Below are 17,953 nucleotides of genomic sequence, written 5' to 3'. Positions count from 1 at the left end.
TAAACAGATAACGTCATTCCTTTCTTAAATAATGGATTTAACTTTTTCATGGAGAACATACAGTGAATATAATGAAAATTAGCGTTTTACTCTTACTCACTATGCCTTTTTCAAGTGCCCAAGCGATAACTTCAGAACAAAATAAAAAGCTGGTGGAGTACGCTACTGATTTACCAAGAGCCGTATTTTACGACTCTGATTATCGTAAAATAGATTACCCAATGGGAGATGTACCTGCTTATAAAGGGGTATGTAGTGATGTGATCATTCGTAGCTATCGTGGCATTGATATCGATTTACAAAAATTATTGCATGAAGATATTAAAGCAAATTTTTCAGCTTACCCAAGTAAACGGATGTGGGGATTAAATAAACCTGATACAAATATCGATCACCGCAGGGTTCCTAATTTAGAAGTCTTTTTCACACGCAAAGGAAAAGTAAAACCAATTACAAAAAATGCAGAAGATTATGTTCCAGGCGATATTGTTAGCTGGCGTTTAGATAATGGGCGACCTCATATTGGGATTGTCGTAAATAAGAAAAGCTGGGATAACCAACGCTATCTCGTTATGCATAATATCGGGTTTGGACAAGTCGCTGAAGACGTTTTATTTTCATGGAAAATAACCGGTCATTTTACCTACTAAATAGGTGAATGAAGAAAAATTGAAGCGTTTAGTCTTTTGCGGAAAATAAAATAGAAGTAACAGCAGTAAAATAAAACTGAAATTTAAACAATAAGTAAAATAATGCCCATACTGATTTTATCTAAAGTATGGGCATTATTTCTGGGGGAGAATATTTTCATCAGAAATATTCATAATTATTCCTCTAAGCCACCGAGTAACATACTAACGACAGCAGTAGAACAGATAAAAGAAAGGAAAAGGATAAAAAAAGAGCTACTGATCATAATGCCCTCCAAATTTATTGCTATTTTTAAATAAAAAACCTCACTAAACACAAGTTATTAATTCATTACCTTATATACTAGGTCATTTAAAAATAAAGTCAAACTAACGTATTATTTAATAATGATTTTTTGTTTTTTAATTTTATTTTTTATAAAAATAAATATATTGGATAGTATTAAATGATCAGGAGGGGCTTAACCCCTCTGATGTCTTACGCGGTGTGAGGCAAGATGGTGTGAGTTAATGGAGGCAAACCATAAGCCGCTCTTGCACGATCACAAGCTTCATTAGGAATACCATTTACCCAAGATTGTTGAAACTCACGACAAGGAGAAGGGCGTTGTTCGTAGATGGAACAGCTTACACATTCTCCCACTTCACCAATCAGTTTGTCACAACGTGGTTTTTTAGAGTTGGTTCCTTTCATGCAAGAGAGAAAAGGTGTTAACGGTTCTGTTAATTCATCAGGAACCACACCTCCACCACTTACCATTTCTGCCCAATAGAACGAAACTCTAAAATAGGCGCAACAAGCACCACAATGCATACAGGGATTATCCTGCATATAAATAAAATCGTTAGAATGTTTGCTCATACCAGATACCATTTTATCTGACGTTAAAGTGACAAAACGCACCTTTTAAGGGTGCGGTAGCTTAAGAGAGGCAAAAAAAAGACAGAGAAACGATGCTTCTCTTAGAGCAACCATTATGCGCCGAATGAAAAATATTTTTCAAGAGAAATGTTTCTGCATATAGAATATATTTATCACAAAACAGACTATTATTTTGGAAAATAAATACAGATAGACTATATGACTTAATGGTAAGCGGTGATGCTATTTTATCCTCTGTAAAAACCACAATATAAATAGTATTAAAAATAATCAAAAGATCAGATTTTAGATAAATAAAAGCCTTATCAAACTTGATAAGGCGATAATAAAAGAAGTGTAGATGAGATGCTGAAAAAACGAGCTGGCGATATCTACTAATAAGCTTTTCTAAAATGGTCCTTTAAAAATAAATAAGGCACCAGCACCAATCAAAAGAAAACCAATAAAGTGATTTAAAGTGAAATTTTCGCCTAAGTAAGTCACCGAAAAAATAGCAAAAATAGTTAATGTGATTACTTCTTGTATGGTTTTTAATTCTGCTGCACTGTAGTAATTATGACCAATCCGATTTGCGGGTACAGCAAAACAATATTCAACAAATGCAATCAACCAGCTTAAAATAATGACAACAATAAGAGGTTTATTGCCATATTTTAGATGGCCATACCAAGCAAATGTCATAAAAACGTTGGAAATAATGAGAAGAATAATGGGCGTAAATTTATAGAACATATTGGTGATACCACTGGTCGTTTTTAGGCAAAAATTTGCCAATAAGAATGGTATGAGATTACTGCAAAAAAAGTTGATTTTCTATTGCGATGATAAGAAAAAAATAGCCAAAATTAAAAGGGTAGTTTTTTTTCTCTATAAGAAATTTTGCAATTTTATCAACAAAAAACAAAGTTGAAGTAATAAACCTCTATTTTAAAAGCTATTGGCTTAGTTTTAATCTATTGATGTTGTGTTAAATAACATTTTTGCAATAAAAAAATAAGCAAAATAGATTTAAACAAAAAAGACATTAATAATATTTTCTTATTATTGCTCGATTGAAATTTAAATTTATCGAGTAAGATACGATATATCCTAAAATGATGTCGTTCGCACTAATAGATGTGATATTAGTTATTTTATACATTATGTTGAATATAAATTTTATTATAAATTCCTATAAGGAGTTCGCGTGAAGATAAGTTTATTTCTGATCTCTTGTAGCTTACTTACAGTTAGCTTTTTTTCTTCGGCACAAGGCAAATACGATCCATTGGCAAAATGTTATGAAGTGACAGCAAACGAGCCGAGAACAGCCGTACAAGCTTGTTTACTGGATGAACTAAAACTGACAGAACAGCAAATGAATGTCATTTATGACAAAAGTAAGAGCGATCTTGAAGATACTGATTCTGTTGCAGCCAAAAGTGCTATTGATGCATTAGCCAGTTCTCAACAGCATTTTATTCAATTTAGAAGCGCTGAATGTCAACGACAATCCGCATTATTAATGGGCGGATCGGGGGCTGGAGATGTTTTACTCGCATGCGAAATAAAATTAAATCAATGGAGAGCAAAAATTTTATTGAATAATTAATTGGCGAATAATAGAGAAAAACCCAAAAGCAATTAACTTATCTTTTGGGTTTAATTTAGGAGTCAATGATTGACTCTGACTGTTAGTTATTTTGTTATCGTTTTAACGTTATTTTATCTTGAATTAGCAATCTTCAATAATAAGATAAGCCGCATGAACAGGGCCATGAACCCCCCATACTTTAATCAATTCAATATCAGCGGTAGAACTTGCACCACCGATTAAATTGATACAAGACGGCATTCTTACGCCTTCTTGCGCCATTTTATGTAAACGTTCAGCAATTTGAGCCACTCGAGGCAAGATATCGCTTTTACGCAGGATAACAATTGAGGTTTCCGGTAATAAACTAACGGCACGCCCTTTTTCTGGAGACGAAAATAAAACAATCCCACCAGATTCCGTTAAGCCTGCTTCAGCATAAACAATCCCGATTTGCGAGCGTTCAGCATGAACAATGTTTTCACGTCCAAGGGCTGGATCCCAAATATAGGTTTCGTATTTTTCGCTAACTGCTTTTGTGACTCCTAGTGCATCTAAACGCTCATCACCACTGATTACCACCGAACCTTTACAATCATAACTTTCACAGAGTTCAATTAGGCTATTAATAACTTCATCAGGTTTGCTAACAACACATTTCACCATTTGAGTCTGTGCAAAGTCAGTAAACTCTTTGCATAGTTCATCTTGGGTTAAATTAGTTAAGCGAGTTTTCGCTAAATCATTAATCGGCGTAGGTTGTGGCTGTGGCTTATGCGCAATAGGACGCCCTAATTTTTCAGCAATAGTTTGCAGAAATTCATTACGGTTTTGTTCGTTTAACATATTATTTTTTTCCTTCTGCTTTATGGCGTTTAAACCAACTACGGAAGCTATAACCATCTGGTTTAGGGAGATCACGCGATTCCATCCAATCATTCAGAACACTGATTTTGATTGGTGTAGAGCCATTTTTGATCATTAATCCCGCCATTTTCGCGCCGACATTCATACCCACTTTCCAAAGAGCAGGGTGTGAATTGAGATAGTTAAACATACCAGTGACTCGACGCTCTGCTTTCGGTGTTAAACCGGTTTCAGCCATCACTCGACGATGTTTTAAAATCAACTGAGCTAAAGGAATTTTGACTGGGCAAACCACATTACAAGCATTACATAATGAGCATGCATAAGGGAGATCGTGGAAATCTTTATAACCCCCTAATAGTGGAGAAATTACTGCTCCAATTGGACCTGGATAAATTGAGCCATAAGCATGGCCACCAATATTACGATAAGCAGGACATGTATTTAGGCAAGCACCACAACGAATACAACGCAAAATATCTTTAAATTGTGAGCCTAAAATTTCAGAACGCCCATTATCCACAATCACTAAATGGAACTCTTCAGGGCCATCAACATTGCCTGCTTCACGAGGCCCTGTCACCCAAGTGTTATAACTGGTTAAACGTGAGCCAACGGCACTACGACATAACATGGTTATCAGTGGATCGACTTCTTCAAAAGTAGGAGCCACACGTTCCATACCCATAACGGCTATATGGGTTTTAGGTAATGTTGTGGTCATCCTTGCATTACCTTCATTAGTGACTAAACAGACAGTGCCTGTTTCAGCTACGGCAAAGTTACAGCCGGTGACACCAATATCAGCAGAAAGGAAATCTTGTCTTATGCGTTGTCTAATGAAAAGTGTCATATCTTCAGGCGTTTCACTGCCTTCATAATTGAGTTTTTCATTTAACACTTTGCGAATTTGATAACGGTCTTTGTGGATCGCTGGAACCACAATATGAGATGGTGGATCGTTATCTAATTGAAGAATATATTCGCCGAGGTCAGTTTCGATGATCTCAATGCCTTCATTTTGTAAGGCTTTATTCATCCCAATTTCTTCGGTGACCATGGATTTAGATTTTACAATCTTCTTCGCGTTTTTCTTTTTGGCAACTTCACAAATATAACGAGAGGCATCTTCTGCTGTTTTTGCAAAATAAACATGGCCTCCATTTTCAGTCACTTTTTCAGACAATTGATAGAGATAAGCATCTAAGTTTTCAAGAACATGGTTACGGATTTGTTCAGCGCGATCACGCCACTCTTCCCAATTACCCAGCTCCTTCACCATAATTTGACGGTTAGCCCCAATACGTTCTTGCGCCATAACAACCGCATTACGCATGATCGTGTCTTTCATTTCATGTTCTAGACGAGGTCTGAAATCTATATCACTGGTTTTGATAGACATAAGCAGGCTCCCTTATTGGCTCATTAAAACTTGTGCAATATGCAACACTTTTACAGGACGCTTTTCACGACTTAAACGACCTTGAATGTTGATCAAGCAGCTTGTATCGGCACCAATGACATAATCAGGGCTCACATCCATAATATGTTTTACTTTTTCAGTCACCATTTCGCCTGAAATTTCAGACATCTTCACGGAGAAGGTACCCCCAAAGCCGCAGCAGGTTTCTGAATTTGCAAAAGGCAACATTTCAAGACCTTCAACATGTTTTAGCAGCGTTAAAGGCTCACTTACGACACCTAACTTTCTGGTTAAACTGCATGATGGATGATAAACCGCTTTACCCGGAAGGCGAGCGCCTACATCAACAACACCAAGGGTGTTAACAATAAAGCTGGTTAAATCAATAAGACGATTGGCGACACCTTGTGCCCGTAATGCCCATTGAGGTTCATCCGCAAGATAAGTTGGATAACCTTTAATGGCATAAGTACAAGAGCCTGCGGGTGAAATAATGGGATAGTCGTTCACTTCCAATGTTTCAATTAACGATTTCATGGCAGGTTTTGCGTTATTTACATAACCGCTATTAAGCGCTGGCTGACCACAGCAACCTTGGCGTTCTTGAAATAAGACTTCACAGCCTAATTTTTCAAGTAACAAGACGGTGTCTCGAGCTGAATCTGCTTTCAGAACATCACCAAGACAGGTCGCATAAAAATTAACTTTCATTAATCGAACTCCAAAACATCGCTCAGATGTTGTCATTTTTACTAAAGATAAAATTCTTTTATTGCTTCGTTATAAGAGGAGAAGGGAGTGGAGTAAACACGCTCCCTTTTCCTTATTAATTAGTTCATTAGGTGATAAATAATGCCGATTTTTGCCCCAAGAATAACGATGTAGGCGATACAGTATTTTAAAGTTTCACGCATAATGGCACTGCTTTGGCCATCCATTTTTGTTGCAGAGACGGCAATGGCGATACTTTGCGGTGAAATCATTTTACCGCCCGTTGCACCTGAGGTATTGGCAGCCGCCAGAATGAATGGATCAATATTAAGTTTAGCTGCTGCACTGGTTTGTAACTTGCCAAACAGCACGTTAGAGTTGGTGTCGCTACCTGTTACAAAGGTTCCTAATGCACCGATCACCGGAGCAATAAAGATAAATCCTGCACCCGTGAAATCGACTAAGGTTTCAGCGATACTGCCAATCATGCCACTGAAATCCATAACCGTTGCCATCGCTACGATCGCCGTGATGGCAATAATGGAATTTTTCAGTTGGATAGTGGTTTTAACCAGAACAGAGATAAGTGTTGAAACACTTGCACCTTGAATGGTGCCACCCACAAAGCTTGCTAGAATAATCAATACACCCGGAGTACTTAACCAAGCAATAGTTTGATATTCCGTTTGTGTTTCACTTAATACAAATGGGATCTTTGTGGAAATCGCGCCCGCCATACTTTGGATCGCAGGGAATAAAGGTGAGCACGCTAAGATAAAGATAAAGGTAAATAGATAAATAGAACTCGCTACTAACAACTCTTTCCCAGTGTGCTTTTTGACATTTTTTTGTTTGTCACCACTGTTTTTCATGCGTTTAGCAAGGAAAATCACCACAATTAAGCTGACTAAACTACCTGCAAACGCTGGTAATTCAGCACCTAAATTAGCAGCAACGATATATTGAGGGATTAGTGTACTGATACCACACATTAAGGTAATAAATCCGACACCTTTAATCGCTTTAATTCCGCCACCCGCAATGGCAACAATAACGAAAGGCAACAGGATATTGAATAATCCCAACTGAATAATAATGGTTTTACTCAGTACTAATACATCAAGCCCTGTGTTTTGAGCCAAAATAGAAACTGGAATACCCACAGCACCAAAAGCAGTAGGAACAGTATTGGCAACTAAAGAGGCAACGGCGGCTTTAAAAGGATCAAATCCAAGCGCAATTAAAATACCGATAGGAATGGCAACCGCAGTACCATAACCCGCAACCGCTTCAAGAAAGCCACCAAAACACCATGAGATAAGTAGAACTTGCACTCGCTTATCATCACTAATGCCAGCCAGTACATCTTTGAGTACATCCATGCCACCTGTTTTTAGCATTAGGTTATAACTATAAATAGCAGCAAGAATAACAATGATTATCGGCCACAATCCTTTAACTGCACCATAAAGGACAGAGACCGAAGCAAATTGAATGGTGTTGTTCCAATGGAAAATAGCAAGTGCAACAGTTATCACTAAAGACACAAGCACTGCATGGTGAACGGCTGATTTCATTTTTAAGATCATAAAAATCAAAACCGCTAAAGGCACAATGCCTAATAAGAATGATAGATAGTCTGACATGATTATTTTTATCCTTAAGTTTGCAATTTTTATCGTTTATAACTGCGTTGGCAAACCTATAAGTTGGTCATTATATAATTGTGTAGGGTACTAGGTTTTATTAATGCTCTACTTTGCTGAAACGATAAATCATAAATAAAAAAAGATAGTTACTAACCTAAACAATGAAAAATATCATCACTTAGGAAATTGTCAGGTTAGATTAGTTGGCTATTGTAGGGAATATTTATTGAGATGTAATAGAATAAAATCAATTGTGTGACAAATATAAAAAAATTCCTTTTTTCTCATTATTTGCTTGTTAATTGTCGTGTTTTTTGATGTTCATCAATGTAATTGGATTGCTAATGTTGTTATCAGATTGGTTTTTGATGAAAAAAAGAGCGATATTAATGGTTTTAGCTATGTAATAAAAAAATGAACGTAAGTCTAAAATGCCATTTTTGATGATAAAAATGGCTATCAATGTCTAAAATAAACATAAGATAATCTAATTAGTTTTTTTTCGTACTCATTCTATTAACAAACAGACTGAAAATTTTTTATTTTAATATTTAATTATTCTAAATTTAATCTTTTAAATTATTTAAACTTTTTATTGTTTTACTTTTATAATATCTTTTTCTTGTTTTCTTATGTTTAATTAGATTTTTTCTTTAATGTTTTTTTATTTGGTTTTATTTTTTGTTTTTATATTGATCTTTAATTTGTTTTTTCCTTTTTTTTATTTGTTACTTGTTTGTTTGAGCGAAAAAATATTATTTTCTCTATTTTTTCTAATATGTTTTAAATATTATAAAAATATAATTAATTATTATTGGTTTATTTTTTCTTTTTAATTTAATCATTTTAATTATACAAAATTAATATTTTTATATTAACTGTTTAAACAAATAACAAGATGATTTTATCATCAATGATTGACTTCTTTTTACTTCTAGGATCGTGCAATTGCTAGGTTTTTCGCTAATGTTAATTGTAATACAAATCAGCTAGATAATGAAAATATAATGAGTGAGATAAATAGTAAATGAGAATAGTTCTTTCTAACTTTATGTAACTAAAGGTATAGGTAAAGTGATCTTGATCGTATCGGTAAAAGTGAAAATCTTATTTTTGTTCTTTTTTACACATCAGAAAGTATGAAATAAATTATTTCTAATAATAGAAAAATATTTATTTAAGGATATTTTTTGTTTTTTTTAAAGTGTTTAAGTTGATTGTTATAGAACAAAGATAGGAAGTGAAATATTTTTGAAGTTGCAGCCTCATTTTTCGATGAGGTATTAATTTCACCTTGATAATTGTCATACAAATATAGAAGGGAAAATAGGTGACTAAAAAGTGAGTTTGTCGATAATTATTTTTGTTTTAACTACGTAATAATCTCTAGCGAAATGTTTTCTTTAGCGAGTGAGTGTATTGCTGTCTGTTTTAAGCTCTATAATCTTATCTCACAATAAGTGATATTACCCTGAGATTATTATGGGAACATAAATAGTGAAAAGATTATTTTCGTCATTAAATAGCCCTGTTTTGATAACGGAAATCAGCGATTATGTTAGCAATGTTTTAGGATTTAACATTTGACGCTGTCCATTACCTCTGAAATAAATTGGCAAATACAAACAGTTTGTCTGATATTGGTAAAATTGTTTACATTTTATTACCAGCGTTGTTGCAGATAAAAAAAAGAACCAAAGTGTGAGCTAGGTTCCTTTTTTTAGCCAGCTGGCGTTATTTTTAAGACCACTCTTTTATCTTATCGAGTGGCCTTGATATATAAGTTAATGCAAAAGTGAATTAGGGGCGACTGAGTTGGAAGTAATTCACTAATTTATTCAGATTAAGCGCTTGTTCATTAAGTGAGCTTGCAGCGGCTACGGATTCTTCTACTAATCCCGCATTCTGTTGAGTTGTTGAATCAAGCTGACTTATAGCATTATTGATTTGCGATATACCATCGCTTTGCTCATTACTTGCTTGCCCAATTTCTCGTAATAATGCGCTAATTTCTTCAACATCCGTGATCATTTTTTGAATTTGTGAGCCAGCTTGCTCAACTAATTCCATTCCTTCTTGTGTTTGAGTTGATGAATTATCGATAAGAGTGCGTATATCATTAGCGGAGTCTGCACTTTTTTGTGCTAATAGTCTGACTTCACCAGCAACAACAGCAAAACCTTTACCGTGTTCACCTGCTCTAGCGGCTTCAACCGCAGCATTTAGTGCAAGAATATTTGTTTGGAAAGCAATGGCATCAATTAAGTTAATGATATCTGTCATTTGAGATGATGAGCTATTAATTGCTCGCATTTTTTCAGTTAACTGAAGCATCATTTCGCCATTATGGTGTACGGCAATCTCAGTTTTTTCAGCAACATTAATCGCATCATGTGTATGATCTGCCGTGTTTTTAACAGTCGAGGTCATTTGCTCCATTGAGCTTGCGGTTTCTTCTACTGATGTTGCTTGTTCTTCTGTTCTTGCCGCTAAGTTTTGGCTACCAGCAGTAATTTGCTCTGCTGCTGACGAAATATTTTCAGCGCCATTTTGTACATTTTGCACAACATCTAATAGATGCATTTTCATTTCTGCAAGGGCTTGTAATAATATCCCCGCTTCATCATGATAATCAGTATTCACTTCTTGTGTTAAATCCCCATTTGCAATGGCTTTTGCAAAGTTGATTGCTTTCTCTAATGGGAGAGTAATACCTTTAGTAATAAACCACCCCAAAATACTGCCGACAACAATACTGACAAGTGTTAATAATACTAAAAATATCCTTTTTTCAATAAAATCACGTTCAACAGCGTCGCCTGCTTCTTCCATCTTTTGATTTTGTAATTCGATAAATTCTAATATTTTATCGCGATACTTTAATTGAATAGCGGAAGTTTTTGTGATCAATTCATTGACTGCGGCGTGTCTGTTATTTTCATTAAATGCCTTCACCACAAAGTTTTGAGAGGTTATATATTGCTGACGAATATCATAAACCTCAGCTAAGATTTTTTTTGACTCAGCATCGTGTGTGGTTTCGTCTAATTCTTTCAGCAATTGTGCAACTTTAGCGGTGATCTCTGCTTTTTTGCTCTCTTGCTCAGCCGCTAGACTTCCTTGCTCATCAAGCATAGTGAGTTGCTGGAATATAATAAACTCATTGAAATTATTGATCAGTAAATTGGCTCTGACTGTGGCTGGATAGATATCATCAACAACATCATGAATATCTTGATTCGCACTGTTTAAACCCATTAATGCGAAACTGGAACCCAACATAATTAACATCACAAAAGTTGTAAATGCGATAGTTAACTTTGTACGAATTTTAAAGTTTTTAAAGAACATGCTTAACCCTGGATAAATAATAATTAATAAGTATTGGTAACTTATTTAAGAACAAACAGTATCGGTTAGCAGTGACAGAACTTTAGTCATTAAACTAAATAAAGGGAGATAAAAAGGCTTGCATTGATTTTTAACACACTATTTTTATTGTGAAAAAGAGATCTCCTCCCTTTTTTTATCTAAATGTGCTTAGTATTTAAGTTTCATTAAACTTTATAAACTTAGACAGAAAGTAATGAAAAATTAAAGAGATCCTTTATTTTCCGTTAACAATTGTTTGTTCGATTTTAATATTTGTTAATTAATTTTGAGGTGTTTAGAAGGTAGAATAAAGGTGGAGAGATTATAAGAGTGGCTAAATGTACGCTATCTAAGACTCGCTCACCTCTGAAATACTTTTGGTTATGATAGACTGGATGACTTAAAACAGGTGAGTTTATGGTTAATGTTAGATGTATTTTAACACCCTATATTTCTTATACTTAATCGACTTAAAGGTAACGCTGTATGCGCAGTGTATTTATATTTTTGAGCATATTTATTTTAGGATTTAGTCATATGGCGTATTCCGATCAAACCCTTGTCTTTATAAGACATGGTGAAAAACCTGATAATGATAGTGGGCAGTTGACCTGTAAAGGATTAAATAGAGCATTAGCCCTGCCTGATGTGCTTATAAATCAATTTGGCAAACCTGATGCATTATTTGCAGCCGCACCTAAACAAAGTAAATTAGGTAATTCATTACGTTCACTTCAAACGATTTCGCCTCTCGCCATTAAAACCTCATTGCCTATTCATCTTCAATATCATGCTAAAGAGATAAAAGAATTACGCGAAGATCTGCTCAGTCAGCAATATGAAAATTCAGTTATTTTTATTGCATGGGAGCACGACAACTTAGTCAAAGTTGCACGAGATATCATGAAACAAGAGGGGGGAGATCCTAAGTTAATCCCTAAATGGAAAAGTAGTGATTTCGATAGTATCTATATCTTAAAGATTATCCGAGAGGGCGATAAGAAAAGCGTCATATTTGAACAAAGGCAACAAGGGTTAGATAGCGTATCGGAAGTTTGCCCTAATTAATGGGTATCTTATCTAACACTAAAAAAACAAAATATTTAAATAGAGTTATATAAGATAGATTTAGAACACTCTATTTTTACACACAAATTTAATGCTATTTGAAGCAATGCGGGAAAGATATGCAAAATGAAGTTATACGCTCAGTAGAGCACGAGATCAAAGTACACCTTGTAAACTCATTTACTCGAAATAATAAAGGTGGCAATCCTGCTGGCGTGGTACTTAATCCCCCTCAATTAAGTGATGAACAGAAAATTGCTATTGCTAAAGAAGTCGGCTTTTCTGAAACGGCATTTGTTTATCAAAGTGAAGAGACTGATTTTAAAGTTGATTTTTTTACTCCCGAAGGAGAAGTTGATTTCTGTGGTCATGCTACATTAGCCGTCTTTTTCACTTTATCTTCACTCAACTTATTGGCTTCTGGTCATTACACACAAAAAACAAAAGCAGGTATTTTAAGCGTAGCGATTGATACTGAAAATGTTGTTATGGAGCAAACACTACCTGTTTCACGACAAGCTCCAAGTGTTGACGCTGTGGCAGTTGCGCTGGGGATAAATCGTGAAGTTATCTTAGAAACAGGCTTACCCATTGAGATATTTTCAACGGGATTATCCGATATTTTGATCCCTGTGCAATTGGGGAAATTAGATACGTTAAAACCTAATTTTGATGCAATAGCAAATCTAAGTCGTGAATTTAATACTATCGGTTTTCATGTTTTTGAGCTTAGCCAAGATAAAGAAATTACTGCTCATTGTCGCAACTTTGCGCCTTTATATGGTATCAATGAAGAGTCTGCTACAGGGAGTTCTAGTGGCGCTTTAGGCTGTTATCTTGTTAAGCATGTTTTCCCTCATAAAACACATTTTCTATTAGAGCAAGGGCGTGCAATGCAATGCTCCTCTCTTATTCACGTTATTATTGATTCAACGGAAAAGACGATTAGTCGAGTGAGAGTGGGCGGAAAAGCGACAACGATAGGCTCGAAGATTATTACTCTTTAAATAGCTTGCGGTATTTTATATCAAGTTATTCTTAATAGGCTCTAGTGTAAAAGCTAGAGCCTTAATATTTAAAAATAGTATTTATTAACTCGTTATCTTTATTGATATCAAAAAATTGTATATCAGCGTAAAAAATTGCAAGTTATCTGTTTTAACGTTGACCATAAAGTTAACTCCAAGGTTTATAGTTTATATAAACCAGAGAATGGAGGTGCGTATGGGATTTTTACAATATCTATTTGGTAACCGATTCGGCGGTGGTAAACATGGAAATTCCCACGGCAATAATAATGAGAACAAACATGGTAGCTATAATAAAGGAGGTGGACATCATGGTGGGGGGAGTAATAAACATGGAGGAGGTAATCGGGATTATGCCAATGTACCTCGTGGGCAAGAGGAGTTAAATAGCCCCAATAATAATGAAGTAAATCAATCTCAATACTATGCTAAATATTGCACTTTCTGTGGGGCGGGACAAAAGTCTGATGCATTATTTTGTAGTCAGTGTGGTGAAAGGCAAGTGTAATGAGTTTAATCAAGATAAAGAGGTTACTGTTGATTGAACAACGAACAGTCCATACAAATTAAAGCGGTTTGTATCGAGGCGGATACAAACCGCTTAATTATAGATAAAGATACGATAAAAAATTAATACATATATTTAATACCAAATACTGCCTGTGTATCGCTATAGCCAGAATCCCCGATCTGTTGAGAGACATTTCCCCATAAATTTAGGTTTTTATTAATCTGACCTTCAATACCAATTTTCACTTCCCCGACATTACGGTTTCCGGTGACGTTAAACTGTTTACCATCCATTTTCACGCCATATTGTTTACTGTTATAAATCCAGTTTGCTTCTACAAAAGGCTCGAAGTTACGATCTTTACCTTCATCGATAGCATTATGACCATATAGGTAAGCCCTTAATCCCAAACGTGTGCGGATATTATTTTCTCCGCTACTACTTACTTGGGTTCCATTAACTTCAGTATGATCATTGGTTTTTACACCCTGCCAAGTGATCTGAGCTTTAGGCTGTAAATAGAAAGTATTGACCATATCATTGGTGGTGGTGTATTCCCCTATCTTAATGGTATAGCCAGATTCAACAGAAGCCGTGATACCTCGTGATTTATATTTCTCGGTAGCAAGCTGATGGCCGTTAACCTCATGATCAAACCAGTTATAAAGTGCCCATGTATCAACATATAATCCTGATTTATCTACCTCATTTGCATACCAAGTACCGTAAAGTCCTACACTGTAACCACTTGTATTACCTTTAGAATCATAGCCACTATAGTGATTTTTAGTTTTACTATTTTGGTGAGCGTATCCTGCCATCACACCTACATGATATCGATTAAACCCGTCGGTTGACCACTCGGCGACATCACCGCCAAGTTGGACAACATAACGGTTATCCCGTGTTTTTAATTGCCCTTGCGACACTTGAGAACGACCAAAGCCACCAACATTGCGTAACCATATTGAAGTCACTTTAGTTTCGCCTGTTAAGACATCGGTATATTGCGTTTCTCCAAGGCGATCATGGAGTCGCAGATCAAACAGATTATTGGCAGCTTGCATATTATTAATATAACTACCGATTTCAGGTCTTGTGATCGGTGTAACAGGTGGCTCCGGCTTAACAGGGTCTACCGGATCGACGGGGTCAACAGGGTCAACTGGGTCAACGGGGTCAACAGGGTCTACCGGATCGACTGGGTCTACCGGGTCGACAGGGTCAACAGGGTCGACAGGGTCAACAGGGTCAACAGGATCGACGGGGTCAACAGGATCGACGGGGTCAACAGGATCCACAGGGTCTACTGGGTCTACTGGGTCAACGGGGTCAACAGGATCGACGGGGTCAACAGGGTCAACAGGGTCTACTGGATCGACAGGGTCAACAGGGTCTACAGGGTCTACAGGGTCAACAGGGTCTACTGGGTCAACAGGGTCGACAGGGTCTACAGGGTCAACGGGGTCTACAGGGTCTACTGGGTCAACAGGGTCTACAGGGTCAACTGGGTCAACTGGGTCGACAGGGTCGACAGGATCAACGGGGTCGACGGGGTCAACAGGGTCGACGGGGTCGACAGGGTCAACAGGGCCGACAGGGTCAACGGGATCGACAGGGTCAACAGGGTCGACAGGGTCAACAGGGTCGACAGGGTCAACGGGGTCGACAGGGTCGACAGGATCAACCGGGTCAACGGGTGGTTCCACATATAAACTAGTTAAATACCAGTTTTTATAATCTGTTCCCGAAATATAACCACCACGCAGTAGGGTGTAATCATAGGCACCGGCAACAATACGGCCACTTTGTTTAAATTCCCCAAGAGAATTGCCAGATACGGTAATTAACTCAATGCCTTTCTCTGTTTGAGCTCCTTTACCATTAAGGTTGTTTACATAAACAGTGGTGTTACCTGAGCTATTGCCATCAATGATTAACTTATCTGTTTTTGAATTATCATCACCCAGTTCCGTATTGAAAAATAGAGAACCATTATTTGATTGATAATTATTAAGAATATTTAAATGTGTTTGTGTTTGACTATCCCTTGAAAGCTTGACTATTCCCCGGTTATCTAACGAGGAAACAGTTTGACTAAATCCATCGAGATCAAGGTAGCTTCGATTTTTAATATCGACACTTTTTCCAAATGAATTTTGATTGCCTGCTTTTAGTGTTCCATCGTTAATAACAACAATGCCACTATGCTGGCTGTTATTGCCAGCTAATGTGATGGTATTGGTATTATTTTTTACGATATTGATGGTATTAAGAAGGTTAGATGAAAAATCATTATCATTTTGGTAATTGAAAACTAACCCAGCTTTTAGTGGAAACTTATTGCTATCAAATTGGTATGTATTATTTCCAGTAAAACCTTCTATATTTGTGACTTGCAATTCACCCGATAAACCTCCATTACCATGAAAAATAACCGTATCATAAAATTGGCTGTCTTTATTTAAGGTGATTTTATTGGTGGTAATATTTCCCCCTGCAAGCAGGTTGATAACGCTTTCTCCAGAATTACGTGGAAAAAGTGACATTCTACCAAGAGTTATTTCTTCAGCAGAGACTGAACCTCCATTTGCAATGATAATTTCATGACTGACGTTATCGCCTAAAATAAGGTTTTCTTGTGCTACGATTTTAGATTGATTTCCGGTAACAACAACGACTGGATGTGGTTTTTCTTGCGCTAAGGGATCAATATATCTTGATTCGCCTGTTCCTAGGGTAATATTTTTAGCTTTTATTTCAGCGCTATCTTCTACTCTTAATAAACTTAGTAGATTGCCCCCTGTTGTAAAATATTCACTTACATCAATTGATGAACCTTGACCTGATAACAATAGGCTCATTGTGGATTTCATGCTTGACATTGTATGAACACCAGCATAAAAGTTTTTAGCTTTAACTTGACCACCCGATAAAATATTAAGCTCACTAGGAGCATCCGGGTGGGCATTGCCCATATTTTTGGCAAAATAAAAATCTTCTTTAACGTTTAACAACCCTTTATTTGTGATATTTACAACTGTTTTTATTAAGGCATCGTCATTGTTAATGTCCATATCATGAATGGTGACATTCCCTGCATCAACGACCCCTTCATTATCAATATTTATTGTTACAGAGCCAGATGGGAGCCTATTACTTTTACTTAAGGAGGCTTCTAAATTATTATTAACTTTAAAAAGAGAACCTTTTCCGTTTACGTTTAATGTATAGTTTCCACCACCTTCCACAAAGACACGAGTGAAATTCCCCATAGAAAATGCATCAGTGTAAACTTGACCACCATTAATAATATCGATATTTGACTGAGATGTTGTATCTGTGCTTTTAGAATAAAGATCTATAATGCCGAAATTTAATGTTTTACTGTTATTCCAGACTGAATCACTTCCTGAAATGATGACTTGTCCTGTTTGCCCTATTAAATCTGCTATATTTGTACTCTGAGTTTCGAGGGTTCCTGCATTAATCAGCATTTTCCCGCTTTTTATATACAAATCACCTAGATTTAAAATTTCATTTTTATCATTCAGCTCTTTAATTTCACCATTTTGAATGGTGGTGGCATTACCAGCAGAAGTAAATAAAATTAAAAAAAGATAGTTAGAAGGGTAATAAAGTTTCTTCTTTTTCATATAAAACATTCCTTGATATTAAATGTTTATTTATTAAATCAAGCCATTAGAGATGTAATGATGCACAGCGCGCAATTGAGCTACTGGCACGATCACAGAGTGTTTAAATTATTTTTAGGCTCGCTTAATTATATTAAGGAGCTTTATTTTTAATCTTTAATAAATTATCTAAATTTGATTAATTAAATGGAAAAATAATGAAAAGTATTATCGTTTAAAACTGTCATAAACAATTTATGATAATAGGTATGGGGAATACCTCTTTAGTGTTATTTAGTATTAATACTATAATCAAGGTGGTTATTATTTTCCAAGTATTTTATATAAGGATTAACACTCATGATCCTTTTGTCTAAATAGAAAAAATAAAAGGTTTTTAATTTCGAAACCTTATTAAAAAGGACGATTTAATTCTAATGTTATAAATGAGAATGATTCTTTATCATAATTTAAAGTTAAAATTTAATTTGATCTAGTTATAAAGTTAATCCAGTGTCTAACTCCTAGAATAGGGAGATTCACTGGAAAACTATTTTTACAGTCGAAAATAGATATATAATTA

The 17,953-nt window shown here is 35.8% G+C and carries 13 protein-coding genes; 5 read left to right on the top strand and 8 right to left on the bottom strand.

Annotated elements, in window-relative coordinates:
• Positions 1 to 71 precede the first annotated feature (71 nt).
• On the top strand, positions 72 to 650 hold the full coding sequence (locus D7029_RS13320) for a DUF1287 domain-containing protein (protein ID WP_194952667.1): 579 nt from the start codon (positions 72 to 74) through the stop codon (positions 648 to 650).
• Positions 651 to 1,128: 478 nt separating this feature from the next.
• On the opposite strand, the gene D7029_RS13315 is transcribed toward D7029_RS13320, so the two are convergent.
• On the bottom strand, positions 1,129 to 1,512 hold the full coding sequence (locus tag D7029_RS13315) for a YkgJ family cysteine cluster protein (protein WP_088496001.1): 384 nt from the start codon (positions 1,510 to 1,512) through the stop codon (positions 1,129 to 1,131).
• Between the two features lie 408 nt (positions 1,513 to 1,920).
• A complete protein-coding gene (locus D7029_RS13310) occupies positions 1,921 to 2,265 on the bottom strand; it encodes a DMT family protein (RefSeq protein ID WP_075670926.1) in 345 nt (114 codons plus the stop codon).
• A 454-nt stretch (positions 2,266 to 2,719) separates the two neighbouring features.
• Between D7029_RS13310 and umoC the strand changes: the two genes are divergently transcribed.
• On the top strand, positions 2,720 to 3,124 hold the full coding sequence (gene umoC / locus D7029_RS13305) for a lysozyme inhibitor LprI family protein (RefSeq protein ID WP_075670928.1): 405 nt from the start codon (positions 2,720 to 2,722) through the stop codon (positions 3,122 to 3,124).
• Positions 3,125 to 3,247: 123 nt separating this feature from the next.
• Here umoC and D7029_RS13300 read toward each other — a convergent pair whose 3' ends face one another.
• The 5 genes from D7029_RS13300 to D7029_RS13280 form a co-directional block, all read right to left on the bottom strand.
• Positions 3,248 to 3,952 (bottom strand): LutC/YkgG family protein, encoded by a 705-nt coding sequence (locus D7029_RS13300; RefSeq protein WP_194950905.1) that lies wholly within the window; start codon positions 3,950 to 3,952, stop codon positions 3,248 to 3,250.
• Position 3,953: 1 nt separating this feature from the next.
• On the bottom strand, positions 3,954 to 5,375 hold the full coding sequence (locus D7029_RS13295; protein WP_075670932.1) for a LutB/LldF family L-lactate oxidation iron-sulfur protein: 1,422 nt from the start codon (positions 5,373 to 5,375) through the stop codon (positions 3,954 to 3,956).
• Between the two features lie 12 nt (positions 5,376 to 5,387).
• Complete coding sequence (locus D7029_RS13290) at positions 5,388 to 6,107, bottom strand: (Fe-S)-binding protein (protein WP_100159049.1); 720 nt, start codon at positions 6,105 to 6,107, stop codon at positions 5,388 to 5,390.
• Between the two features lie 119 nt (positions 6,108 to 6,226).
• Entirely contained in the window at positions 6,227 to 7,753 is a 1,527-nt protein-coding gene (locus D7029_RS13285) for an L-lactate permease (protein WP_102949478.1), read from the bottom strand.
• Between the two features lie 1,803 nt (positions 7,754 to 9,556).
• A complete protein-coding gene (locus tag D7029_RS13280; RefSeq protein WP_194950904.1) occupies positions 9,557 to 11,107 on the bottom strand; it encodes a methyl-accepting chemotaxis protein in 1,551 nt (516 codons plus the stop codon).
• A 507-nt stretch (positions 11,108 to 11,614) separates the two neighbouring features.
• Here D7029_RS13280 and D7029_RS13275 point away from each other — a divergent pair.
• The 3 genes from D7029_RS13275 to D7029_RS13265 all read left to right on the top strand — a co-directional run bounded on the left by D7029_RS13275 (position 11,615) and on the right by D7029_RS13265 (position 13,732).
• Complete coding sequence (locus D7029_RS13275; RefSeq protein WP_194950903.1) at positions 11,615 to 12,196, top strand: histidine phosphatase family protein; 582 nt, start codon at positions 11,615 to 11,617, stop codon at positions 12,194 to 12,196.
• Positions 12,197 to 12,315: 119 nt separating this feature from the next.
• A complete protein-coding gene (locus D7029_RS13270; protein ID WP_194950902.1) occupies positions 12,316 to 13,203 on the top strand; it encodes a PhzF family phenazine biosynthesis protein in 888 nt (295 codons plus the stop codon).
• A 217-nt stretch (positions 13,204 to 13,420) separates the two neighbouring features.
• Complete coding sequence (locus D7029_RS13265) at positions 13,421 to 13,732, top strand: hypothetical protein (RefSeq protein ID WP_194950901.1); 312 nt, start codon at positions 13,421 to 13,423, stop codon at positions 13,730 to 13,732.
• Between the two features lie 122 nt (positions 13,733 to 13,854).
• Here the strand turns inward: D7029_RS13265 and D7029_RS13260 are convergent, their stop codons facing one another.
• On the bottom strand, positions 13,855 to 17,391 hold the full coding sequence (locus D7029_RS13260; RefSeq protein WP_228766685.1) for an autotransporter outer membrane beta-barrel domain-containing protein: 3,537 nt from the start codon (positions 17,389 to 17,391) through the stop codon (positions 13,855 to 13,857).
• Between the last annotated feature and the right edge of the window lie 562 nt (positions 17,392 to 17,953).

Origin of the sequence: Proteus vulgaris (genome assembly GCF_016647575.1) — a bacterium.
Lineage (GTDB): Bacteria > Pseudomonadota > Gammaproteobacteria > Enterobacterales > Enterobacteriaceae > Proteus > Proteus mirabilis_B.
Note: the sequence above shows the minus strand (reverse complement) of the source record. Positions and strands in the feature narration are given on the sequence as shown.